Consider the following 22,255-nt stretch of genomic DNA (forward strand, 5'->3'; position numbering starts at 1 on the left):
ACGGCCGGGCCGAGGGGTACGTGAACGGCGGTTCAGCCACCGAGGGCCGCGACGCGTTCCCCCACCGCGACGGCCGCCAGGTTCGTGTTGACACGCAGCGGCACAGGGATCACCGACGCGTCCGCCACCCGCAGCCCCTCCACCCCGTGCACTCGGCAGGACGCGTCCACGACGGCCCCGGGATCGTCAGCGGACCCCATGCGCGCGGTCCCCATCGGGTGGTGCGCCGTGCGCGCCGCGTTCCGCACGAAGCCGTCCAGTGCCGTCCGCGACCGGATGGTCTCCTCGTCCATGTCGATGATCTCCTTGGTGAGCGCCGCGAACGCGGGCTGCCGCAGCAGCTCCCAGCACAGCCGGACCCCCTCGCGCTGGCGCCGCAGGTCCTCCGGGTCCCGCGCGTGGTCGAGGGCGATCCGCGGCGGGACGGCGGGATCGCGCGACACCGCCGTGACCGTCCCCCGGCCGCGCGGGGCCATCAGGTTCGAGGTCAGCATGAACGCCCGCCCGTCCGGCACCCGGCCGGCCACCTGCGGGGCGTACACGTCGAGTTCGACGTGGTTGAGGGCGTACAGCTGCATGTCGTCGGGGGTGTCCGAGCCCGGCGCGGTGTAGCGCAGCACCACCTGGGCGCAGGGGTCGCGCGGGTCGCAGAGCCCGCCCGGCCGGGGGATGACCCCGATGGCGACCTGCGAGTGGTCGACGAGGCCGGCGCCGACGCCCGGCAGGTCCACGACGACCCCGACGCCGAGCTCCCGCAGGACGGCGGCCGGGCCGACGCCCGAGCGGTGCAGGACGGCGGGCGTCCCGTACGCGCCCGCGCAGAGGGTGACCCGCGCCCCGCGCACCTCGACCGACCCGCCGTCCGCCCGCGCCAGCGCGACGCCCGTCGCCCGCGTCCCCTCGAACAGGACCCGGTCCACCGGACTCCCCGCCAGGACCGTGAGATGGGGGCGCCGGCGCGCGGGTCCGAGATAGGCGCCGGCCGTGGAGACGCGCACCCCGCCGTCGGCGAGGTTCAGCGGCAGCGGCCCGACCCCGGTGGCCCCGGGCGCGTTGTGGTCCTCGGCGTACGGATGCCCGGCCGCCGCCGCGGTGTCCACCAGCGCCGCCGACAGGGGCGTCCACGTGGCGCGCGGGGCGCGGCGGACCGGCAGCGGGCCGTCCGACCCGTGGTGCGGGCCGCCGAAATCGGCGTCGGCCTCCAGCCGGTTGAGGTACGGCAGGATCTCCGGCCACGACCAGCCGCCCCCGCCCGCCGCCCGCGCCCACCGGGCGAAGTCGTCGGGGACGGGCCGCAGGGCCAGGCAGGTGTTGACCGCGGAGCAGCCGCCGACCACCTTGCCGCGCGGTACGGGCAGGGGCGTGCCGTCGTCCCGGACGGCCGTCAACGCCCAGTCGTGGGCGACCATCGACGGCGTACACCCGTTGCGCAGGTCCTCCGGCAGCGGGGAGCCCGCCGGGTAGTCGGGACCGGCCTCGATCAGCAGGACCCGCCGGCCGGGATCCTCGGACAGCCGGGCGGCGAGCACCGCGCCGGCCGACCCCGCGCCGACCACGATCTCGTCGAACTCCCTTGATTCCACCGGTACGTCACGCACGCGCGACACTCCTCTCACGGCCCTGCCGGATCAGCCAGCGCGCCAGCTCCGCGGGGCGGGTGAACCGCAGCACACGCGGCAGGTCCCCGCGGCCGGCCGCGGCCAGCGCCCGCAACTCGTCGCGCGTGCCGTGCCGGGTGGCCCAGCCGTAGCGCAGGATGTTCTCGGGATCGGTGAACACGGTGCGCAGCGGCGCCTCCTGGTTGCCGCTCCACAGCACCTCGCGGTGCAGGGAGCGCTGCAGCGTCCGCAGCAGCAGGCTCGTCATGGTGAGACCCGTGGGGTAGTCGAGCCAGACGAGCAGCTCGGCGCGGTCCGCCAGCACCCCGTTGACCTCGGGGTAGTGCCATTCGGTGACCCAGCGGGGCTGCCGCGTCGCCCGCTCGACGTCGTCGGCGAACCCGGGCCGCACGGTCCAGCCGGGCCCGTAGTAGAGCGCGTCCAGCTCGATGCGCGGCAGATCGAAGAGCGCGGCGAGCTTGCCGGCCACGGTGGTCTTGCCCGCCCCGCTGCCTCCCGCGACGAGGACGCGGTCCGGCGGGCGGGGCAGCGGGCGCGCCGGGTCGATGACGTGCAGGGGCACCGTCGATTCCTCTCCACCGGTTCGGGACCTGCGGACCGCAGCCATGATCACCGCAACTCCGGTGATCGGGACCCTCACAGATGTACGGGTGTGCCGGGACGGTGGTTGGCTGCATGATCCTCGGCATGTCGACCGTCAACGCACCGACCGTCAACGCACCGACCGTGGACGTGGACGCACTCGTGGATGTGGACGAGGCGACGGCGCGCGAGCGCGACCACCGCTTCGTGTGGCACCCGTGGTCACCCGTGAGAAAGGACCCCGGCGACGGCCCGATCGTCCTGTCGGGCACCGGCTACCGCGTACGCGACGCCTCCGGACGGTCCTACCTGGACGCGATGGCGTCGGCCATGAACTCCAGCTGCGGCTACGCCCACCCGGACCTGATCGCCGCCGCCGAACGGCAGCTCGCCCGGCTGCCGCACTTCGACCTCAGCGTCGGCACCCACCTCCCGGTCGGCGCGGTGGCCGAACGGCTCGCCGCGCTGCTGCCGGGGGAGCTGGGCCGGACGCTGTTCGTCAACAGCGGCTCCGAGGCGACCGAGGCGGCGGTACGCGTCGCCCACGGCTACTGGCGCAACCTCGGCCGGCCCCGGAACCGGATCGTCACCCTCGCGGCCGGATACCACGGCACCACCCTGGTCGCCCAGCACCTCTCCGGCCTCCCCACCAACGCCACCCACGCCCAGGCCCCCTTCCCGGTGACCCGGGTCGAGTTCCCGGCCGAGCCCCGCCGACTGCGCGCCCCCGAATCGCTGGCGCCACTGGCGGCCGCCTTCGAACAGGCCGTGCTCGACGGGGAACCGCCCGCGGCCGTCTTCGTCGAGGCGCTCGTCAACGTCGGCGGCGGCGTGGTCCTGCCCGCCGGCTTCCTGCGGGCGCTGCGCGACCTCTGCGACCGCAGCGGCGCCCTGCTCGTCCTCGACGAGGTGTTCTGCGGCTTCGGCCGCACGGGCCGGATGTTCGGCTTCGACCACGACGGCATCACGCCCGACCTGGTCACCATGAGCAAGGGCCTGAGCGGCGGCTACATCCCGTTCGCGGCCCTGAGCACCACGGAAGCCGTCTACCGCACCTTCGCCGACGACCCGCTCATCGGCGGCCTGCGCTACGGCCACACCACCGGCGGACACGCGGTGGCCTGCGCGGTCGCGCTGGCCGTCCTCGACGTCATCGAGCGCCGGGATCTCGTCACGGCGTCCGCCGCGCGCGGGCGACAGCTGCTCGACGGTCTGCTCCCGCTCGACGAGCACCCCGAGGTCGCCGACGTCCGCGGACTGGGGCTGGTCGCCACGGTCGAGTGCCACCGCGAGGAGTTCGCCGCCGTCACGGTCGCCCGGGCCCGCGAACGCGGCGTGCTGCTGCGCCGGCAGGGGCGCGCCGTGATGGCGATCCCGCCGCTGGTCATCGACGAGGCAGGGGTGAACGAACTGGTCGACGCGGTGGGGCAGGCCGTTGCGGGCAACTGAGCCGCTGCGGCAGCAGGCCCAGATGGCGCTCGTCCACCAGGCCGGAGCGCAGTGCCATCGCCACCACCGCCTCGCGCTTCCAGTAGGAGCGCTTGCCGTCGGCGGCCCCCGCCCACTCGGTGACCTGGAGCTTCTCCGTGGCCAGGTAGTTGATGTGGTGGTTGACGGCGGCGCGGCTCATCGGGGGAGTACGGGGGCCGCCGCGCAGCCGGTCGATGACCTCGGCGGTGGTGGGCACCGCCCCGGGCGGATAGCCGCGGAGCTGGGGTTCGCACAGGGCCACCAGAACGCGGAAGTAGGCCGACCGCTCGTCGAGCCGGGGCCAGTTGGACGCCGTGTCCGACGCGGCGGCCGCGGCCAGATAGCTCGGCTCCGGCCCGTACACGTTCACCACGCCGATCCGGCGGGCCACCGGCAGGACGAGCCGGGCCAGCTCGAAGGGAATGGGGAAGTCTTTCCGCCGCGGAGGGACTTTCACGAACTCGCCGCCGCGTTCCATGTTCTCGACGAAGTAGGTGTCCTCGGCGTGCAGATTGGTGACGGACCAGTGCCCCGGATGGCCCGCCACCACGGCGGCGGAACCCGGCTGCCCACGCCGCCGGTCGGCGGGGAGGACGGATAACGCGTCGGTTCTCCGGTCGTATCGGATCAGCGCGCGGTCGCCTTCCCCGATTTCACGTCTTTCATGCGTCGCGGGGCGGTCCGGTTCGTCTTCGGCGTACCAGCCCGCGAACTGAAGAATCAGATTCCCCACAGCGGTGCAATCCCTTGGATCGAACGACTTTGCCGGGTCTTGACACTGAAGTCACGATAACCAGGGGCGTCGTCCGGGAGCAAGGGAGTGGATATCCGCGACGACTCCCAGATGAGAGCGAAGGCGGCTGAAACAGACTGAGTTGACCAGCCAATGGCTATACCAACGACTTCATCGACGGCATCCCGATACCCGCGCCGACTTGCTGAGGACCAGCCATGCCGATTTCCCTGTCGCTGAACTCCGAGTTGCGGCCGGCCACCACCAGTGGCGAGCAGGCGGTCGCGGCGGTGGCGAAACTCCACGACTTCCTCGCCGAACAGGCGCGGGTCACCGACCAGGAGGGACGGTTCGCACGCGACAGCGTCGAGGCGCTCGCCGAGGCCGGCGTCTTCGCGGCCACCGTCCCGGTGGAACTGGGCGGCCTCGGCGTCGAGCGGCTGCACGACCTGACGACGATCACCGCCCGGATCGCCCGGGCCGACGCCTCGGTGGCCGTCGCCTACTACATGCACATCGCGCTCGCCTGGTACTTCGCCCGCGTGGTGCGCTTCGGCGCCGACACCGAACCCGGCTACCTCCCGCGCCGCGAATGGCTGGAAGCCATCGGCGAACGCCGGATGCTGCTGTGCTCCGCCGTCGCCGAACGCGGCGCCGACTACTGGAACCTCGCCACCACCGCCACCGCCTCCTACAACGGCTGGGCCGTCAACGGCCGCAAGATCCTCGCCTCGCTCTCCCCGGCGGCCACCCACTTCTACTGCCGCCTCAAGGCCGAACGCGGCGACGGCGCCCACCTCGCCAGCGTCATGATCCCCGCCGACACCCCCGGCGTCCACGTCGAGGACGACTGGGACGGCCTGGGCCTGCGCGGCTCCGGCAGCGGCAGCGTGGTCTTCAGCGAGTGCGTCGTCCCCGAGGAAGCGCTCCTGGTCCGCGGCCCCTGGGGAAAGCGCGACGCCGGCATGCTGGAAGGCCGCGCGGTCAGCGGCATGGGCCTCAACGGCGTCTACCTCGGCCTGGCCGAGGCCGCCCGCGACCTGGCCCTGGAAACCCTGTCCAGCCCCACGTCGAGCCGCCCCCGCACCACCACCGCCGCCGGCGTCCGCACCGCCATCGCGGAGATGGAGATCGCCCTCACCGCCGCCCGCGGCACCCTGGCCACCGCCCTGCAGGACTTCGACTCGTACCTGCTGCTCAACAAGCCCCAGGTGCTCACCGACGACATGAGCCGCGCCATGATGAAGGAGAGCCAGAGCGTCAGCCTGATCGTCGAACGCGCCGCCGTCGCCGTCATCGACCACGCCATGCGCCTCATTGGCGGCGCCGGCTACCACGCCCGCCACCCCCTGGCCCGCGCCTACCGCGACGTCCGGGCCGCCGCCTACATGCCCCCGTACTCCCCGCCGGAGGAAGCGGCCGACTTCATAGCCGAGACCGCTCTGTCCGACTGAACCCCCAGAACTTCCGCGGCCTGCCACCGCGGACACCTCTAGGCGACCGCCGACCCGAGATATCACCGAGAATCCGGTCCGACCAAGGGGTGCCAACGGCGACGCGGCAACGCGCCACCGGGCAGTAGCGGCCCGGCCCGCCTCCAGGGGCGGCCGGGCCGCTTGTACGGGGGCGGGGGCGGCGAACGGGTATCGCTCAGCCCACAGCATGCGAGAATCGCGGGGTGCGCAGCCCTGCCTCAGCACTCCACCGACGCTTCCTGCTCGACTCGCTGACGATACTGGCGGCCGACGCACCGGCCCAGACCGCCTGGCTGGACCGGCACGGGGTGCCGCCCGACGAGATCGCCCTCACCTTCGACGACGCCTTCCGCATGACGGCAACCCTGATCGCGGACGGGCAACTCGGCCCTGACGCCCTGCCTGCCCTACGGGAGATCGACTCCGCTCTCGCCGGGATGAGCGGCGCCGAGAATGCCGACAACTGGACCAAGGAGGCGCTGTCCACCACCGGCTGGCACCGGGCCCGCCGAGCGGCCCGCCGCATCCTCGTCGCGGAACTGGGCACATGGCAGCGCCCGCTACCGCACCTTCCCGAACGGTGACCAGAAACCTGCCGATACGCGCTGGAGACCGACCCGCGGTCACACGACAGCCGGCCCGCGGCTCGCGGAGAGCGTGAGCGAGGATTGAGGAAGAACCGTCCCCTACCAGGCCAGGGCTTCGCCGTGCCGGAAGAAGCCGCCGGTGGGTCCGGAATCGGGCAGAGTGGCCGCCCAGACGACACTGGCGGCGCCCTTTTCGACGGGTTCGCCGCCGGGGCCGCCCATGTCGGTGGCGATCCACCCCGGACAGACGGCGTTGACCAGGATCCGCTCGGCACGCAGTTCATCGGCGAGCTTGCGGGTGAGGGCGTTGAGGGCCGCCTTCGAGATCCCGTAGGCGGGGGTCCCTCCGGTCATGTGCTCCAGGGATCCTGACTCACTGGAGACGTTCACCAGGCGGGGGTGGGCCGAGCGGCGCAGCAGCGGCAGAAAGGCCTGCGCGGTTCGCCAGGCGCCGAAGAGGTTGGTCTCCAGGGTGTGCCGGACCTGGTCGAGGTCGACGGAAACAGCGCGCTGGGCGGTGTCGTAGTCGATGGCGGCGTTGTTGACGAGGACGTCGAGGTGCCCGAACTCCTCCTCCACGCCGCGGGCGAGGGCACGGACGCCGTCGGCGTCGGTCACGTCCAGCCGGCGGGGCAGCAGCGTGCCGGGCACTGCGGGGGCCAGATCGGCGACGGCCCGCTCGGCGTCCTGCGGACGGCGGGCGCACAGCAACACGGTGTGGCCGAGCGCGGCGAGCTGACGCGCGGTCTCCCGGCCGATACCCCGATTGGCGCCCGTGACCAGTGATACCGGTGTGGCGGTGCTCATGTTCTCTCTCCCTACGCGGACGGTCCAAGACTCAAGGAGCACGCTATGCCGTCGCCCCGCGTACCCGGATCAAGGCGGGGCCCTGGGGTGGATTTGCGTGGGGTCGGGGGCGGTGTGCGACAGTGGGATTTCCGGTTGGGCGGGCGTTGTGTCCGTTGCGGGGCGGTCACCGTAATCGCCCTGTCTCCCTTCCGCGGGTGACCGGTTACGGCTCTGCTCTCCGCAGATCCGAACCGCCCGCCCGTCCGCCGGTGCGCCGTTTTTTTGTCCTCCTCCGCACGGGATTCCTTCTTCCAAGAGCAATGCAGGCGACGATTCTTTCTCTTCCGACCGCAGATCTGTTCGCTCAGGGGCTGGAGTCGCAATCCGGAGCAGCCCTGCTGCGCTTCGGCGCGGCCCGGCCGCGCCCGGCCGACCGGGCCGGCTGGTCGGACGGTGGTGCGGTGGCCTGGCTGGACGAGCCGCGCGGTCATGTGTGGAGTGTCGGCGAGCCGACCGCTGCGGCCGGTCTCACGCTCCGCGCGTTTCATCAATTCCCGGGTGGGGTACGGGAGTTCATCGCGCCGCGGGGTGTTGACGCGCTGCTTGGGCGGCATCTCGCGGTGGCTGACCCGGTCGCTTGGGTCTTTCGGTGGACGCTTGAGGAACCGCCGCCGCATCCAGCGGAGGGGCGGGTGACGGAGCTGGGCGAGGCGTACCACGGCGAGCTGCTGGCCTTCCTCGCCGAGCACAGTCCGGCCCACTCGACCGGGCCGGGTTCGTCGAATGTCAGCTTGTGGGCCGGCATTCGGGACGATTCCGGGCGGTTGGTGGCGTGCGGTGCCCTGAGCGCTCTGCCGGACAGCGGCGCGCCGCTGATGGTGTCCGTCGCCACGGACGCGGCTCTGCGCGGCCAGGGACTGGGTGCGGCCCTGACGTCATGGCTGACGCGCTACGCCGTCCGCCGCCACGGTCTTTGTACCCTGTGGCAACTCGCGGACAACGCCGCCGCGGGCCGCCTCTACACCCGCCTGGGCTACCGCGACGAGGACCCGTGCGTGGCCGCACGAATCAGCCCCCACTGACCGCCGACCGCCAACGCGTCACATCCGCCGGCTGCCATGACACCGCGCGCGCGAGCGTCGACCAATGAGGCGGTGGAACTCGGGCACGGGGGCGGGCAGTTGACGCCGACTCACCGATTTCCTCCGCTTGCCCCGCCTGGGCGAGCGCCTGTACCTCGCCGTCACCGGGCTGTGTCTGATGGCGGCGTTTGTGTGCGGAGAGGCCAGGGTCGCATGCTGCTCGTCGGCGCAGTCCTGGCGGTTTGCCTTCGGACGGTTGGCTTTCGTCGGGTTGAGTGGGCCGGCCGTCGCCGGGTGGTTGGCTGTTGGTGGTTTGTCGTCGGGTTCAGTGGGTTGATTGTCGTGTGGTGTGGAGTCCGCTGAGGAGCAGGTGGAGTCCGTATTCGAAGTGTGTGGTGTAGTCCGTGCTGGTGAGTGTGGGCAGGGTGGCGGCGAGGTGCGGGTAGGTCCCGGCCGTCACCGCCTCGCGCAGGAGTCCGGCTTCGGGGGGTTGTCCGGTTCCTGGGTGGAGGGTGGCTTGTTCTTCGAGGGTGTGGCCGGTGGTGAAGTGGGTGATCGCGTACAGCGCCCGTGCGGCTTGCTCGTCGTCGAAGCCGGCCTGGCGTAGTGCGCCGGTGAGGTTGTCGGCGAAGCGCAGGGTGTTCGGGCCGGTGGCGTGGGTGCCGGCGAAGAGGCGCGCGCCGTCGCGGTGGGCGAGCAGGGCTGTGCGCAGTGCGCGGGCGAGGTGCGCCACGTGCCGGCTCCAGTCGTCGGCTTGTGTGGTGTCGGCGGCGTCGGCGGCTTGGCCGAGCATGTGTTCGGCCATGGCGGTGAGCAGGTCCTGTTTGGTGGCGAAGTGGCGGTAGAGCGCGCCGGCTTGAACGCCCAGGGCGTCGGCGAGCCGGCGCATGGTCAGGGCGTCGAGGCCGGATTCGTCGAGCAGGGCGAGGGCGGTGTGGACGGTGCGGGCCCGGTCGAGTCGGGCGGGCCGGCCTCGGGTGGGGCTTGACGGGGGAGTCATGGATCTCACTATAGTGAACAACGTTCACGTGAACGTCGTTCACTAAATGAGGGTGGAGTTTCCATGGATACCGATGTGGTGGTGGTGGGGGCGGGTCCGGTTGGGTTGATGGTTGCGTGTGAGTTGGCGTTGGTGGGTGTGCGGGCCCGGGTTCTGGAGCGTCGTGCCGCGCCGCGGCCTCATGCGCGGGCGTTGAGTGTGCATCCGCGCAGTGTGGAGCTGTTGGACCAGCGGGGGCTGTTGGAGCGGTTCCTGCCGCTGGGCCGGGCGGTGCCGGGCTGGCATTTCGCGGGGCTGCGTACTCCGTTGGATTTCGCCGCTTTGGACTCGCGGCATGGTTACGCCTTGGTGTTGGCCCAGACGTGTACCGAGGCGTTGCTGGAGCAGCGGGCGCGTGAGTTGGGGGTGGAGGTCTGTCGGGGGGTTGAGGTGGTGGGTGTGCGTCAGGACGGTGAGGGCGTGGAGGTGTTGTCGCGCGCCTCCGGCGGCACGGAGACGGTGCGTGGCCGTTTCGTGGTCGGGTGTGATGGTGGGCGCAGTTTCGTGCGGCGGGCGGCGGGGATCGGTTTCCCTGGTACCGAGGAGACGCTGTCCGGGGTGCTTGGGGATGTTGCGGTCGTCGATCCGCCGCCTGGCGCCCTGGATGCGGCGCGGGAGCGTGGCGTGATCGTCGTGCCGCTGGAGGGAGGGTTGACCCGGTTCGTCTATGTGGATCCGGAGCGGATGCGGGTGCCGTCCTGCGAGCCGGTGACGTGGGAGGAGTTCCGTGGGTCGCTTGTGCGGATCACCGGTTCGGACTGCGGGGTCGCCGGGCCCCGCTGGCTGTCGCGTTTCGGTAACGCCACGCGGCTTGCGGAGCGTTACCGTGCGGGGCGCGTTTTGCTGGCGGGCGACGCGGCCCACATTCATTTCCCCGCGGCGGGTCAGGGGCTCAACACCGGGCTCCAGGACGCGGTGAACCTGGGGTGGAAGCTGGCCGCCGAGGTCAAGGGCTGGGCTCCGCCCGGGCTGTTGGACAGTTACGACGCGGAGCGCCGGCCGGTGGGCCGGTCGGTGACGCAGAACACCGAGGTCCAGACTCTGCTGGCGGAGCTGACGCTGGTCGAGCGGTACCAGCGCCCGGCCGCGGCCCTGCGCGAACTCCTGGAGCGTCTGCTGGGCATGGCGGAGGTCAACCGCTGGCTCGCCGGTCAGGTCTCCGCGCTCGGCACGTGCTATCCGCCGGCGGCTGCGGGCGCCGATCCGCTGGTGGGCCGGCGCATGCCCGACGTCGGGCTGACGATTCCCGGTTCATCGGCGAGGCGGGTCTGCGAATTGCTCGTCCGGGGCCGCTTCGTGCTGCTTGCCTTGGCCGGGGACCCGGCTTGTGGGGAGGTGGCCTTGGAGGAGGCGGTCGGTGCGGGCTGGGGCTCGCGGGTCACGGCCGTGACCGCCCGCACCCGCGACGCGCACGCGGACCTCGACGGTGTGGTCGAGGTCCTCATACGCCCTGACGGTCACGTGGCGTGGGCCACCCGTACCCCTGACGCCGGCGCGCGCGCCGCCGAGCGCATCCGGGCGCTGACCGCCTGGGCGGGCACGCCGTCTTGAACGGGGGCCGGTGCGCTGGCTGCTCGGGCGGAGACGTTATTCCTGCATGGAGCCGGTCAAACGCGTGGACCGCATCGGTCCACCGCCCGTGCGCTCGGCTCGTCCGGCGGCCGGATCGTTCCGGTGGGTCGTCCCCGTCGGGGAACCCGGCTGGTGCGTCTGTGTCGCACTGGTGGTTTTGGCAGGCTCTATGGGTTTCGAAGGGACTGCCGCGCCCTGGCGTCTGCGTTTCTAAGGTGAACTGGCGATCTTTCCTTGGTTTGCTGCAGGGGTGTGGGTGTTGGTGCCTGTTTGTCGGGTGTCCTCGCTGTCCGTCTGTAGGCGGGTGACACCCCCAGGGAAGGATCCTGTCGGTGAATTCCGCTGCTGCATCAGAAGTCCGCTGTTCATGACCTCCGACTTCCGACCTCTGGTGTTGGGTGGGGGTGGGTTGTTCGTGGCTTTGCGTAGTGGCGGTTGTCTTGGTGGTGGTTGTCTCGGTTGCGGCACGCGTTGGTGGTGGTCTGGGTTTATGTGTGTGGTGGTGGCCGTTTGTGTCGAATGACCCCTGGATCGGTTTCTCTGTCGGGCGGCGTGTGGATCGGTTGTCTTCCTGGTTGTGGTGGTGAAAGCTTTGGGGTGTTTGGAAGTGCTGACGCGCAGGTTTTGATGCGGGATGTGCATTATTTTTCGGTTAGGGTGCGGGGCATGGGCATGGGTGTGGGTGTGGGTGTGGGTGTGGGGTTGGAGGAGTTGTTGCGGTTGACGGTGGCTGCGTTGATGCAGGCGACGGGGGAGTCGCAGCGGGTGGTGGCTGGGGTGTTGGGGTTGACGCAGACGCAGGTCTCGCGTCGGCAGTCCGGTGTTACGTCGTGGACTTTGCGTGATGTTGATGTGTTGGCCGAGTATTACGAGATGGCTGCGTTGGATGTGTTGGCGGGTCCGACCCGGGCTTGTGAGATGTTGCCTGCTGCTCGGCGGCGTGCTGTCAGGGTTGGGAAGGGGGTGGCTCGGTGAGTGGTTTCGAGGCGATCGACTCGTTGTTGGCGGCTGTGGGTCCGCAGGCCGATCTGCCTGTTTCTGGGGTTCGTCGGGAGTTGCGGGAGTTGGCGGGTTTGTCCAAGGCGCAGGTGGCGAGGGCGTTGGGGGTGAGTCCGTCCACGGTTGCTGCGTGGGAGGGTGGCCGGGACCCGGTGGGTGAGTTGCGGGCCAAGTACGCCTATCTGCTGGACGGTTTGGCCGTGAAGTTCGCAACCGCACCTGCCCCGGCTGTGCCGGTGGCCGTGGGGCCGACTGTGACACCGGATCCCGCCGCGACCGCCGCAACCGCCGCGACCACCGCAACCGCTGCGTCCGGCGTTTCTGTGTCTTTTCCGGTGTCTGGCGAGTCTGGTGACGCGGATGAGGTGGAGGATCTCGTCACACCGGAGCCGTGTGTGTTGTGCGGGCATCCGGCCGGGACCCGGGTGGCGGGTTTCGCCCAGCATCTTCCTCCGGCCGACTGCCAGGCCGCCGCGCCCCCCTCGGTCCGGCCGGACACCGCTCAGTGCGAAAACCCCGCGACACCGCCCATCCCCACGACGCCGCCCACCTCGGCGGCACTGCCCGTCCTCACGACCCCGTCGGTCCCCATGCCCCCGTCGGCCCCTGCGGGACCGTCGGTCCCCACGGCACTGTCCACCCCAGCGGCATCGTCGGCCTCTGCAACCCCGTCCGTCTCTACGGGTTCGTCTGCCCCCATGACGCTGTCGGTCCCCGCTGCCTCGTCCGTGGCACCGTCCGTCCCCGCGGCATCGTCGTCTGCGGCACCGTCCGTCCCCGCGGCGCCATCCGCCTCTGGGGCGCCGTCGGTGCCGGCGGCTGCGCCGGCCCCTGCGATGCTGTCCGTCTCCGAGGCGTCGTCTGTCTCTGCGGTAGTGCCGCATGCCCAGCACGATGCCGGGTGTTCCAAGTCGGGCGGCTGCGATCCCGGGCTCGCCGCCCCTGCCGTGCCCGCCCCCCACACTGCCGCCCCTGCCGCCCCTGCCGCCCCTGCCGCCCCTGCCGCCCCTGCCGCCCCTGCCACATCCGCAGCATCCGCAGTGCCTGCAGCATCCGCAGTGCCTGCAGCACCCGCAGTGCCTGCAGCACCCGCAGTGCCTGCAGCATCCGCAGTGCCTGCAGCGTCTGTAGCGTCGGCCGTGCCGCCTCTGCGTTCCGGGGCGGTCGAGCCCGTGGCGTATCTCGCGCGGTCGGCGCGTCCTTCGCGTGCGACTCCTTCCCCTGACCGTTCCCCGGGGCGGAAGGCGTCTAGGCGTGCGTTCTCCCCGCCGTCCGGCCCGGCCGATCTGATCGGTCAGACGGTGCGGGCCGTGCTCGCCGAGCACCGCGGGGATGTGGAGGCGGCGACGGCCGCGTTGGTGAAGCGGGCGATCCCGGACGCGATGCGTCTGCTGGACGAGTCCCGCAAGGGCGCCCGCTATGACATCATCGCCCACCCCTGGATCCCCGACATCCTCAGGAAGCAGACCTCCCGCGGCGCGGACCGGATCTGGGAGGCCCGCCCGAAATGGACCCGCCGCCATCTCCCGCCAGGGAAACACGAGGTGACCGCGCTCGATATCAACGGCGCCTACCTCTCCGCCCTTAAAACCCACCTCCCCCTCGGCCAGCTCGAGCACTCCGCCGGCCTGCCCCACGACCGCCGCCGGGCCGGCGTGTACCTGATCACCCCGCCCGTCTGGGAGCACGAGGAGGTGCTGCCGAACCCGATCGGCAACCGGGACGAACCGGGACCCCTGTGGGTGAGCGAACCGACCCTGCGCCTCCTGCTGCGTCTGTCCGGCCCGAAACACGCACTGTGTGACCCGCCGGTGATCCACGAGTCCTACACCTCCGGCGCCACGGAGAATCTGCTGGAGAAGTTCCGCATCGCTTTGAAGGACGCACGCGACGCGGCGATCGCCGAGGGCGACGAGGTGGCGCTGGAGTACGTGAAGGCGATGTACTCCAAATTCGTCTCGACGATGGGGGAGTCGAACTACAACCGGGAGCTGTACCGCCCGGACTGGATGCACATCATCCGTTCCCAGGCGTTCTCCAATGTGTGGCTCAAGGCGCTCAAGGCTCACGACGAGGGCCTGACGGTCGTCCGCGCGATGGGTACCGACGAGCTCCACGTCATCGGTGACTGGCGGCGTGTCTTCCCCGAAGGCCGCGGCGTGAGCGAGGTCAAGGTCAAGGACACCTACACCGCCGGGACCTACACCGCCGGGACCGACGCCACCGGTCCCGCGCAGACGCCAGGAGGGGGAGAGGAGTAATGCCGCAGAAGACCATCGACTTCGGCAAGTACGGTGCCCGAGGGGTCAAGGGCAGCGATGCCGTGGCCCGCAAGCTCGACGAACTCGCGGGCGGCATCACCACCCCGGTGACCGTCAAGCGCGGCTGGACGGCACGCCTGCACTACCTGACGAGGACGGCCAGGTCCCGTCAGGCCGCACGGGAAGCCGGCCTGACGGTCACCGACCGGACGCTGACGGCGTGGCTGCAGGGCAGGCGATCGCCGTCGAAAGCGAACCTGGCCAGGATCGATGCCGCCTACCGCACGGTGCGCCGGCACAACGTCGCCCGCCACCTCCTCAGACGCCTCAACCGCCAGGGACGGGGAACGCGGGTGGAGATCCACCCTCTGAACCAGTCCCAGGTCCCGCGCCCGCTGCAGCGCGTGGTGGAGTACCGCACTTTGAACGTGCGCCGTTGGGACGGGATCGTCGCCGCCTGGGCGACCGGCGACCGTCAGGGTCTCGAGGCCGCCTGGGATGACACGATCGTCGACCTGGGCTCGCAGTGGGGGCAGTACGAGTACGTCACCAACATCGGCTTCGCCGCGTAGGAGGGCCGCCTCTCCTGCCCTTGCCCTTGCCGCCGACGCACCGCGTCCCGACGGTACGACGGCTACGGCTGCGAACCGTCGCCGCGGGGTGCGGGTCGGTGGCCGCGTGCCAGCGGAGCCCGGCACGCGCGCGGCTCTTCGCCGGCCACGCCGCAGGGCACGCCGCGGGCCACGCCGCAGGGCACGGTACCCGCCCGGGCCGGGGCGCCGGCCTCGGCCTCGCGGAAAGCTTCTCGCTGACCTTGTCCAGGATCGGCAACACCCTCCGCGCCCCCTCCTGCGTCGCCGCGTCGAGGCGCGCACCGCCTGGCGTACGGAGGTCGACCGGCTGCGGGAGAGCGTCGCCACGACGGCCCGCCGGGTGGCGCCCGGCCGGGAGCGCAAGGACGGCAACAAGATGGCCTGCGACCGGGCCGCCGGCCCAGTCCAGTACTCCCTCGCCGGCCGGGTGCGCAGCGCCCGAGAACGGCTGGACCGGCTGCTCGCCGCGCCCGCGCCCGTGTCCGTGCCGCCGGAGCCGCTGCGCTTCACGCCCGCGCTGCACGCGGCGGGCGGCCGGGGCGTGCTGGTCGAAGCCGAAGGGGTCGCGGTCGCCGGGCGGCTCGCCCCCCATCGGCCTCAGCCTCGCGGCCGGTGACAGGCTGCTGGTCACGGGCGCCAACGGGGCCGGCAAGAGCACGCTGCTGGACGTCCTGGCCGGCCGGACCGCTCCCGACGGCGGGCGGATCGTACGGCGTGGCCGCACCGGGCCGCTCGCCCAGCGGGACGAGTCCGGCCCGCCCACGCGCACCGTGCTCGCGGCGTACGCGCACGGGTGCCCCGGGCACCGCCGAGGAACACGCCGAACAGCTGCTCGGCCTGGGCCTGTTCGCCCGCGAGCGGCTCGAGGTACCGGTCGGCTCCCTGTCGGCCGGACAGCGGCAACGGCTCGCCCTGGCCCGGCTGGTCGGCGAACCCGTCGACATCCTGCTGCTCGACGAGATCCTGCTGCTCGACGAGCCGGCGAACCCCCTGTCCTCGGTTCTGGCGGAGGAGTTGGAGGCGGCCCTGGCAGGCTTCCCCGGCGCGGTGGTCGTGGTCAGCCACGACCGGCAGCTCCGCCACCGCTGGCAGGGCCGCCACCTCACCTTGCACGCCCCCGCCCCCGTCCGCCCCTGACCCCCCACGCCGCCTGCCCCCGCCCGCCGCCTGGCCCAGCCACGCCCCGGCACCTCCCGCCCTTGCCCTGACCAGGAGCCGCATGCCTGCCCGTCCCACCCATGCCCCCGTCCTCGCCCGCCTGAGGGTCTTCCCCGTCACCGAGCCCGCCTCCGGCCCGTACGGCATCACGCCCGGCCCTGACGGCGCCCTGTGGTGCACGCTCGTGCACACCGGGCGGATCGCCCGCCTCACCCCCGCCGGGGACCTGACCGAGTTCCCCCTCGACTCCCTGCGACTGCGGCCCCTCCGTGATCACGCCGGGTCCCGACGGCGCCCTGTGGTGCACGCGCATGCGTGACCATCGCATCGGCCGCATCACCCCCGACGGCCGGACGGCCTCGTTCGCCCTGCCCACCCCCGACGCCGGCCCATACGGCGTCAGGGCCGGCCCGGACGGCGCGCTCGGTTCACCCAGCTGCACACCGACCGGATCGGACGGATCACCTGCGACGGCGAGGTCACCGAAGTCCCGCTGCCCGTCAAGGGCGGCTTTCCCTCCATGATCACGGCCGGTCCGGACGGCGCACTGTGGTGCACGCTCGACCAGGCCGGTGCCGTCGCCCGGATCACGCCCGGCGGCGAGGTGGGCGTCCACCGGTTGCCGACGGCCGGTGCCGCGCCCGTCGGGGTTGGCGGTCGGGCCGGACGGGGCGCTGTGGTGCGCCGAGATCGGCGCGGGCGGTATCGCCCGGGTCGCGTCGGGCGGTGAGGTCACCGAGTTCGCGCTGCCCGACCCCGCCTGCCGCCCGCACGCGGTCACCGTCGGGCCGGATGGGGCCTGCTGGTTCACGGCGTGGGCCACCGGCCGCATCGGGCGGATCACAGAGGAGGGACAGGTGACGGAGTACGCCCTCCCCCCGGCGCCGGGGCCGAGCCCCACGGCCTGGCGTTCGGCCCCGACGGTGCCCTGTATACGGCCCTGGAACACGGCGGGATCGCCCGGCTCACGTTCGCGTGAGGCCAGCCGCGACGGGCCGTGACGCGACCGGCCGGCCGGGGCCCGACGCTGGTACACAAGGGCCGGACGCTTACGACGTTGTCACCGGCGCGGGCTCCGAAGAAGAGCTGACGGCCTGACTGCGCACAGGGAGCCGGCCCAGGACCCGTCGCCCGGCCGGCGCGTGGCGGGCAAGCGGGAGCGGGGTCCGCGGACGACGGCGGTCAAACCTTGTCGGCGCATGCCTGCGCCTTCGCCAGGTACCGTGCCACCGGTCCCAGGGTGAGCATCCCGCTCGCCCCGCCCGCGTCCTCGCTGCGGGCAGGGCGCAGAGCCGTTGCCGCGCGGGCGGCGACCGGGCGCTCGTCGAGGCGGGCGGCGGCGTGAGCGATCAGGCACCAGAGTGCTTCCTGCATGTGGTCGGGGGGTGGTTCGGGTGCCATGGTCAGGGCGGTACGGGCCTCTTCGTCACGGTTGTGGGCGAGCAGCACCAAAGGGCGCGTCCAAGGGCGGTACGGGCCCCAGTCGAGGGCGGGATCGGTGGGCGCGGGACGCTCGTGCAGGAGACGCAGACCCAAGAGGGCCAGGGCGAACAGGCCGCGGTGCAGCCCGGGCATGCCCGCCGTCCCGGCCAGAGCGTCCTCGGCGGCGCGGTACCGCGCCGCGGCCGTGGCGGCACTCGGCCCGCCCGGTTCGGCGCTGCGGGCGGCGGTGACCCGGGCCCGGAACCAGCCGGTGAGCACGGGCACGAGAGATGCCTCGGTGCTGACGGCCAGCTGCTCGGCGGCCTCGGCGTGTGCGGCCGCGGTGTCGAGGTCACCGAGAGCGGAGGCCGATTGCAGACGGATCAGGTGGCCGAGCACGGCGAAGTCCGCCAGCCCATGGCGAGCGGCCAGGCCGAGGATCTCGGCGCCGACCATGTCCCGCGCCGCCGCGAGCCCGGGCCGGGCGAAGGACTGGAGGAACACGCCGTTGAGGGCGAAGACCAGCAGGGCCGGATCGCCCAGCCCCCGGGCCAGCGCCTCGGCCTCGCGCGCCGCCTGCCCGGCGCGCCGGCGCTCGATGGCGGGCCGATCGGCGCTGCGGCTTTCGACCGCGACGGTGGCCAGCAGGCGGGCGCGCAGTTCGGCAGGACCGCCGGCGCCGAGCGCGGTGAGCGTACGCTCGGCCGCCGCGACGACGGCACGGGACTGCTCGGGATCATCGGCCCGGCTCCACAGGGCGGGCACATCGTAGGCGCCGATGACACGGGCGGTCAGGGCGATGTCTCCGGTGCGCTCCGCCGCCTGGACGGCGGCCAGGCGGTCGCGCCGCGAGTGCACGAGGGCGTCACCACCCGCCAAGGCCAAAGTGCGGGCCAGCTCGACGGTGGTGCGCGGCCCGAGCCGCACGCCGGTGCCCCACAGGGAAGGCGCGGGCTGGAGCGTTATGGCTCCGCGGAGAATGTCCGTCTCCAGACGCCGGATCTCGGCGCCGGGGTCGAGCCCGAACTGCTCCACCAGCATGGTGCGGGCGCGCCGGAGGACGGCCAGCGCATCCGCCTGACGGCCTGCCCGGTACAGCGCGCGGGCCAGCAGCCCCCAGGCCGGTTCACGCCAGGGATGTTCGCTGACATGAGCGCCCAGCTCGGCCACCAGCTCGGCTCCGGAACCGGAATCGAGCAGCAGGCGGGCGCGCAGTTCCACCCCCTCCAATCTCAGCTCCTCCAGCCGTGCCCGCTCGCGCTGGGCCCACACGGAACCGCTCACGTCGGCATAGGCCGGACCACGCCACGCCGCGAGGGCCGCGTCGAGGCCGGCCAGCGCATCCGGGGCACGCCGGGCGCGGGCCAGAGCGTCCTCGAACCGGTGAACGTCCACGGCGTCGCGCGGCAGACACAGAGCGTAGCCGGGCCCTTCCGTGACCAGTACGCGCGGCGGAGTGCGGGGCGGCCGCCCGGGTTCGAGAGCGCGGCGCAGCGCGGCGACGAACGTACGCAACGCACCCACGGCCCGCACCGGAGGCTCGGCCCACAGGTCCTCCACAAGGGTGTCGGTGGGGACCATCCGCCCCCCGGCGGCGACAAGCCGGGCGAGTACCTCGCGGTGGCGGGGACCGCCCAGGTCAACCGGGGTGCCGTCGTCGTGGAAAGCCCGTACGGCACCGAGGACGTCGATTCGCATGCCCTCCATCCTCCGTGCCGCAAGACCGCGGCGCCGAAGCGTACTGATCGGCTGCTGATCGCTGTCGCCCACGCTGGCCCCGCAACCTTCCGGACCCAGGCTTTCGCCGGCCCCCCAACCCCAAGAACGGAACCCCCATGACACTCGCCATCCCCGGCTTCGACCACCTACGCCTGCCCGGCGCCGACAAAGTGGAGCTGGCCGCAGCCGTCGGCGGCCAGGGCAGCCCACTCGTGCTGCTGCACGGCTTCCCCCAGACCCACCTGATGTGGCGGCACGTCGCCGAACGGCTCGCCGACGAGCACACGGTGATCTGCCCCGACCTGCGCGGCTACGGCGCCAGTGACAAGCCGGCGGCCACCGGCCCCGAGGTGTACTCCAAACGCACCATGGCCGCCGACATCGTCGCCCTGGCGGCGGCCCTCGGCCATGAGCGCTTCGCCCTCGTCGGCCACGACCGGGGCGCCCTGGTCGCCTTCCGGGCAGGACTGGACCACCCCGAGACCCTCACACACCTGGGCATCCTCGACGTCGTACCGACCCTGGACATGTGGAACGTCCTGCACGGCATCCCGGCAGCGGTCGGCTACCACCTGTTCCTCATGGCGCAGCCGCCCGGCCTGCCGGAGACAATGATCACCAACAGCGCCGACACCTTCTTCGGCTCCTTCCTCGACGCCTGGTCCAGCAACCCGTCCGCCATACCGGAACCGGTCCGCTCCGCCTACCTGCAGGCCAGCACCGCGGCCGTGCCGTCGATCGTCGCGGACTACCGGGCCTCGGCGAGCATCGACGTCACACACGACCAAGCGGACCAAGACGCCGGCTCCCAGCTGGCCATGCCCGTGACGGTCGTCCAGCAGGACTGGGGCGCACGACTGGGCTACGACGCCGCATCCATCTGGCGCGCATGGGCACCGGACCTGGACCATCGCCTGACCGGCGCGGGGCACTACATGGCCGAGGAGGCGCCCGACGAGATCACCGAGGCGATCCGCGACCTGCTGCTCCGCTGAGCCCCCCGAACCACGACAGGCCGCAGGCAAGCCCGCGTTCGCGGCCACCGGACCGGCCCCGCGATCCGGTGGCCGATGAACCGCCCGCCCGACGTACGGCCTTGGGCGCTGCCCGGCAAAACCCGGCACCGCCTCCCAAGGCACGGGCAGCGCCTACGGGCCTACCGGCCGTAGTCCTTCCACGGGCACGCTCTGCCCGGGTGCCGGGCGGGGGAGTGCGTTCCCCGGCAGAAGCGACGGACCCCGGGTTGTGAGGTTCGGGGAAGGTCTCTCTAGGGTGTTCGGGTTTCCCCGCCGTTGATGTGGGGTTGTTTGCGTGCTGGTCGACGGGCCTGTCAGGCAGTTGATCTTGGTGGTGGTCTTCCGGATTCGGTGGTGGTGTGATTCCGGATCGGTCGGTGGTGTGTTCGTCGAACCTCCTTTGAGGCGTGTTCTGTAGCGCATGAAGGTGTGAGGCGGAGAGGAACGGAGATTTGTCACCCGTCCAAGTGATCGAGTGGGGTCTGGTCGGGGTGTCGGCTTTAACGTTTCATGCGTCGCGCCTGTTACGGGCCGTCATCATGAACTGCTCTGTGTGGAGCAGGGGTTGACTCCCCGGAGGCTGACACTGTGATCACTGCTTGGTTACCGGTTTGCTCTGTGCGTGTATGTCGGCTCCGGTGACGGCGGGAGATGCCCCTGGGGCCGTGGAGGGCGGGTTGGGACGGCATCGGGATGAGTTGCGGCCTGCCGCGGTGGCTCAGCTGTTGCGGCTGCGGGCCGCGGGGGAGTTGCGGACGGCACATGTGCGGCTGGTCGCTGACGCGGTGGGTGTGCACATCAGGACGGTGTGGACCTGGCTGGCGCAAGCGGAGGGGACCGGCAGTCCGGAGAAGCCGGAACGCCGCCGGTTCCGGGTCACCGAGGAGGTCATCGAAGTCCTCGCCGACTATCAGGGCAATGTGAAGCGCGCTCACGAGCGCCTGGTCGAGATGGCCGTGGCGGCGGGGGAGCGGCCGCCGGGTTTGACCACGCTGCACGATGCGATCGCTCGTGATCTCGATCCGGGTTTCATGGCAGGGCTGCGGGAGGGCATTCCGGCTGCGCGGGGGTTCGATCCGGCTTTCCAGCGGCCGGCGGTGGCCCGGAACCAGGTGTGGGAGGGCGACCACAAGCAGGCCGAGACCGTCGTGATGATGCCCGATGGCAAGCCGGCGAAGGTGTGGGTGACGTGGTTCGAGGACCGCGGTACCGGCTATGTGATGGGCTGGGCGGTCACCGCCGGCTCCGCGCACCGCGGCTCCGTCCTCGCCGCTGTACGCGCCTCCGTCCTCCGCGAAGCTCCTTACGGCCCGCCGGGCGGGCTGCCGCACTTGGTGCGCGTCGACGGCGGCGCCGATTTCCTCTCCAAGACCGTCCGACGGGCCTTCGGCCTCCTTGGCGTCCCGGTCCACCAGGTGCGCAGCGCCCGCCACAAGGGCGGTGTCGAGCGGCTGAACCGCACCAGCATGACCCGCTTCTTCGCCGACCTGCCCCGCTACACGAAAGCGCCCCGCCTCGATCACCGTCGCCGCCTCGGAGACACGGACCCGCCGCTGATGTTCGAGGAGTTCGTGCGCCTGCTGGGCGAGTGGGTCCACCAGCACAACACCGAGCACGTCATCGAGCGCACCGGGATGACCCCGCTTGAGGCCTGGCAGGCGGATCCCACCGAGATCAGGCCCGAGCCGAGCGCGTCCGAGCTGCGCGCCTTCATGCTGGAGAGCGACCACCGGCCCCGTAAGATCACCAGTCACGGGTGGAGTTCAACCGCCGCGCCTATATGCCCGAGAACGGGGTGGGCCGGATCGGGCTCGAGGTCCGTGTGCGCTGGATGCCGCACCACACCCACGAGGTCGACCTCTACACCTTCCGCGGCAACCGCTACCTGGCCGGGCCTTCCTCAGCAACGAGGCCAGCGAGGAACTGCGGGCCAAGGTGCTCCTCGAACGCGACGAGCACAGCCAGGCCCTGCGACGCGCCCTGAAACGCTCCGGCGAGCGCCGACGGGAACGCCACCTGCCGTCCACCCGGCCCGAGGTGCCCGTGCGCGCTGTGCGTATGACCGAGCAGGAGGCCCGCGCCGAACTTGAGGGCACCGCGGCGTCACCCATGCCACGACGCCAGCGGGCTACCGAGCGC

At 71.9% G+C, this 22,255-nt stretch carries 15 protein-coding genes and 3 pseudogenes; 12 read left to right on the top strand and 6 right to left on the bottom strand.

Annotated features, from left to right (window positions below):
• Positions 1-32: 32 nt before the first annotated feature.
• Entirely contained in the window at positions 33-1,598 is a 1,566-nt protein-coding gene (locus J7W19_RS32415) for a GMC family oxidoreductase (RefSeq protein WP_004951442.1), read from the bottom strand.
• The gene (locus tag J7W19_RS32420; RefSeq protein ID WP_004951438.1) at positions 1,591-2,181 is read right to left on the bottom strand and encodes a P-loop NTPase family protein; all 591 of its coding nucleotides are present in this window, start codon (positions 2,179-2,181) and stop codon (positions 1,591-1,593) included. Before J7W19_RS32420 ends, J7W19_RS32415 begins: the two co-directional genes overlap by 8 nt.
• Before the next feature lie 125 nt (positions 2,182-2,306).
• On the opposite strand from J7W19_RS32420, the gene J7W19_RS32425 reads away from it, so the two are divergent.
• Complete coding sequence (locus J7W19_RS32425; protein WP_106429724.1) at positions 2,307-3,650, top strand: aminotransferase family protein; 1,344 nt, start codon at positions 2,307-2,309, stop codon at positions 3,648-3,650.
• On the opposite strand, the gene J7W19_RS32430 is transcribed toward J7W19_RS32425, so the two are convergent.
• A complete protein-coding gene (locus tag J7W19_RS32430; RefSeq protein ID WP_051072718.1) occupies positions 3,586-4,404 on the bottom strand; it encodes a hypothetical protein in 819 nt (272 codons plus the stop codon). The two genes, J7W19_RS32425 and J7W19_RS32430, sit on opposite strands and share 65 nt — an antisense overlap.
• 218 nt (positions 4,405-4,622) lie before the next feature.
• Here J7W19_RS32430 and J7W19_RS32435 point away from each other — a divergent pair, with 218 nt between their 5' ends.
• Together J7W19_RS32435 and J7W19_RS32440 are read left to right on the top strand one after the other, a co-directional pair.
• Positions 4,623-5,858 (top strand): acyl-CoA dehydrogenase family protein, encoded by a 1,236-nt coding sequence (locus J7W19_RS32435; protein WP_004951430.1) that lies wholly within the window; start codon positions 4,623-4,625, stop codon positions 5,856-5,858.
• 224 nt (positions 5,859-6,082) lie between these two features.
• Positions 6,083-6,463, top strand: a complete 381-nt coding sequence (locus tag J7W19_RS32440) for a hypothetical protein (protein ID WP_004951428.1) — start codon at positions 6,083-6,085, stop codon at positions 6,461-6,463.
• Positions 6,464-6,565: 102 nt separating this feature from the next.
• Here J7W19_RS32440 and J7W19_RS32445 read toward each other — a convergent pair whose 3' ends face one another.
• Positions 6,566-7,273 (bottom strand): SDR family oxidoreductase, encoded by a 708-nt coding sequence (locus J7W19_RS32445; protein ID WP_004951424.1) that lies wholly within the window; start codon positions 7,271-7,273, stop codon positions 6,566-6,568.
• Positions 7,274-7,575: 302 nt separating this feature from the next.
• On the opposite strand from J7W19_RS32445, the gene J7W19_RS32450 reads away from it, so the two are divergent.
• Positions 7,576-8,337 (top strand): GNAT family N-acetyltransferase, encoded by a 762-nt coding sequence (locus tag J7W19_RS32450; RefSeq protein ID WP_004951421.1) that lies wholly within the window; start codon positions 7,576-7,578, stop codon positions 8,335-8,337.
• A gap of 325 nt (positions 8,338-8,662) precedes the next feature.
• Here the strand turns inward: J7W19_RS32450 and J7W19_RS32455 are convergent, their stop codons facing one another.
• Positions 8,663-9,337 carry a TetR/AcrR family transcriptional regulator gene (locus J7W19_RS32455; protein ID WP_004951418.1) on the bottom strand — a complete coding sequence of 225 codons (675 nt, stop codon included), beginning with the start codon at positions 9,335-9,337 and terminating at the stop codon, positions 8,663-8,665.
• Between the two features lie 63 nt (positions 9,338-9,400).
• On the opposite strand from J7W19_RS32455, the gene J7W19_RS32460 reads away from it, so the two are divergent.
• The 6 genes and pseudogenes from J7W19_RS32460 (at position 9,401) to J7W19_RS32490 (ending at position 16,938) form a co-directional block, all read left to right on the top strand.
• A complete protein-coding gene (locus J7W19_RS32460; RefSeq protein ID WP_004951414.1) occupies positions 9,401-10,927 on the top strand; it encodes a monooxygenase in 1,527 nt (508 codons plus the stop codon).
• A gap of 711 nt (positions 10,928-11,638) precedes the next feature.
• On the top strand, positions 11,639-11,923 hold the full coding sequence (locus J7W19_RS32465) for a helix-turn-helix domain-containing protein (RefSeq protein WP_040891788.1): 285 nt from the start codon (positions 11,639-11,641) through the stop codon (positions 11,921-11,923).
• A 1,220-nt stretch (positions 11,924-13,143) separates the two neighbouring features.
• Positions 13,144-14,208, top strand: a pseudogene (locus tag J7W19_RS32475) (transcriptional regulator); the annotation flags it as partial.
• Positions 14,208-14,780: a hypothetical protein gene (locus tag J7W19_RS32480; RefSeq protein WP_004951404.1), complete on the top strand. Its 573-nt coding sequence runs from the start codon at positions 14,208-14,210 to the stop codon at positions 14,778-14,780. The pseudogene J7W19_RS32475 and the gene J7W19_RS32480, both read left to right, overlap by 1 nt.
• 280 nt (positions 14,781-15,060) lie before the next feature.
• A pseudogene (locus J7W19_RS32485) lies at positions 15,061-15,938 on the top strand (ATP-binding cassette domain-containing protein); the annotation flags it as partial.
• 82 nt (positions 15,939-16,020) lie between these two features.
• Positions 16,021-16,938: pseudogene (locus tag J7W19_RS32490) on the top strand (Vgb family protein).
• 203 nt (positions 16,939-17,141) lie between these two features.
• On the opposite strand, the gene J7W19_RS32495 reads toward J7W19_RS32490, so the two are convergent.
• Positions 17,142-19,079 carry an AfsR/SARP family transcriptional regulator gene (locus tag J7W19_RS32495; RefSeq protein WP_004951394.1) on the bottom strand — a complete coding sequence of 646 codons (1,938 nt, stop codon included), beginning with the start codon at positions 19,077-19,079 and terminating at the stop codon, positions 17,142-17,144.
• A 137-nt stretch (positions 19,080-19,216) separates the two neighbouring features.
• On the opposite strand from J7W19_RS32495, the gene J7W19_RS32500 reads away from it, so the two are divergent.
• Complete coding sequence (locus tag J7W19_RS32500; protein WP_004951390.1) at positions 19,217-20,095, top strand: alpha/beta fold hydrolase; 879 nt, start codon at positions 19,217-19,219, stop codon at positions 20,093-20,095.
• Between the two features lie 734 nt (positions 20,096-20,829).
• Positions 20,830-22,206 carry a transposase gene (locus J7W19_RS32505; RefSeq protein WP_233478036.1) on the top strand — a complete coding sequence of 459 codons (1,377 nt, stop codon included), beginning with the start codon at positions 20,830-20,832 and terminating at the stop codon, positions 22,204-22,206.
• Positions 22,207-22,255: the final 49 nt, after the last annotated feature.

This window comes from Streptomyces mobaraensis NBRC 13819 = DSM 40847, from assembly GCF_017916255.1.
GTDB classification, from domain to species: domain Bacteria; phylum Actinomycetota; class Actinomycetes; order Streptomycetales; family Streptomycetaceae; genus Streptomyces; species Streptomyces mobaraensis.

Coding starts and splice junctions, on each gene's coding strand:
- J7W19_RS32425 (WP_106429724.1), top strand. CDS start 2,307: ATGTCGACCGTCAACGCACCGACCGTCAACGCACCGACCGTGGACGTG.
- J7W19_RS32435 (WP_004951430.1), top strand. CDS start 4,623: ATGCCGATTTCCCTGTCGCTGAACTCCGAGTTGCGGCCGGCCACCACC.
- J7W19_RS32445 (WP_004951424.1), bottom strand. CDS start 7,273: ATGAGCACCGCCACACCGGTATCACTGGTCACGGGCGCCAATCGGGGT.
- J7W19_RS32450 (WP_004951421.1), top strand. CDS start 7,576: ATGCAGGCGACGATTCTTTCTCTTCCGACCGCAGATCTGTTCGCTCAG.
- J7W19_RS32455 (WP_004951418.1), bottom strand. CDS start 9,337: ATGACTCCCCCGTCAAGCCCCACCCGAGGCCGGCCCGCCCGACTCGAC.
- J7W19_RS32460 (WP_004951414.1), top strand. CDS start 9,401: ATGGATACCGATGTGGTGGTGGTGGGGGCGGGTCCGGTTGGGTTGATG.
- J7W19_RS32480 (WP_004951404.1), top strand. CDS start 14,208: ATGCCGCAGAAGACCATCGACTTCGGCAAGTACGGTGCCCGAGGGGTC.
- J7W19_RS32495 (WP_004951394.1), bottom strand. CDS start 19,079: ATGCGAATCGACGTCCTCGGTGCCGTACGGGCTTTCCACGACGACGGC.
- J7W19_RS32500 (WP_004951390.1), top strand. CDS start 19,217: ATGACACTCGCCATCCCCGGCTTCGACCACCTACGCCTGCCCGGCGCC.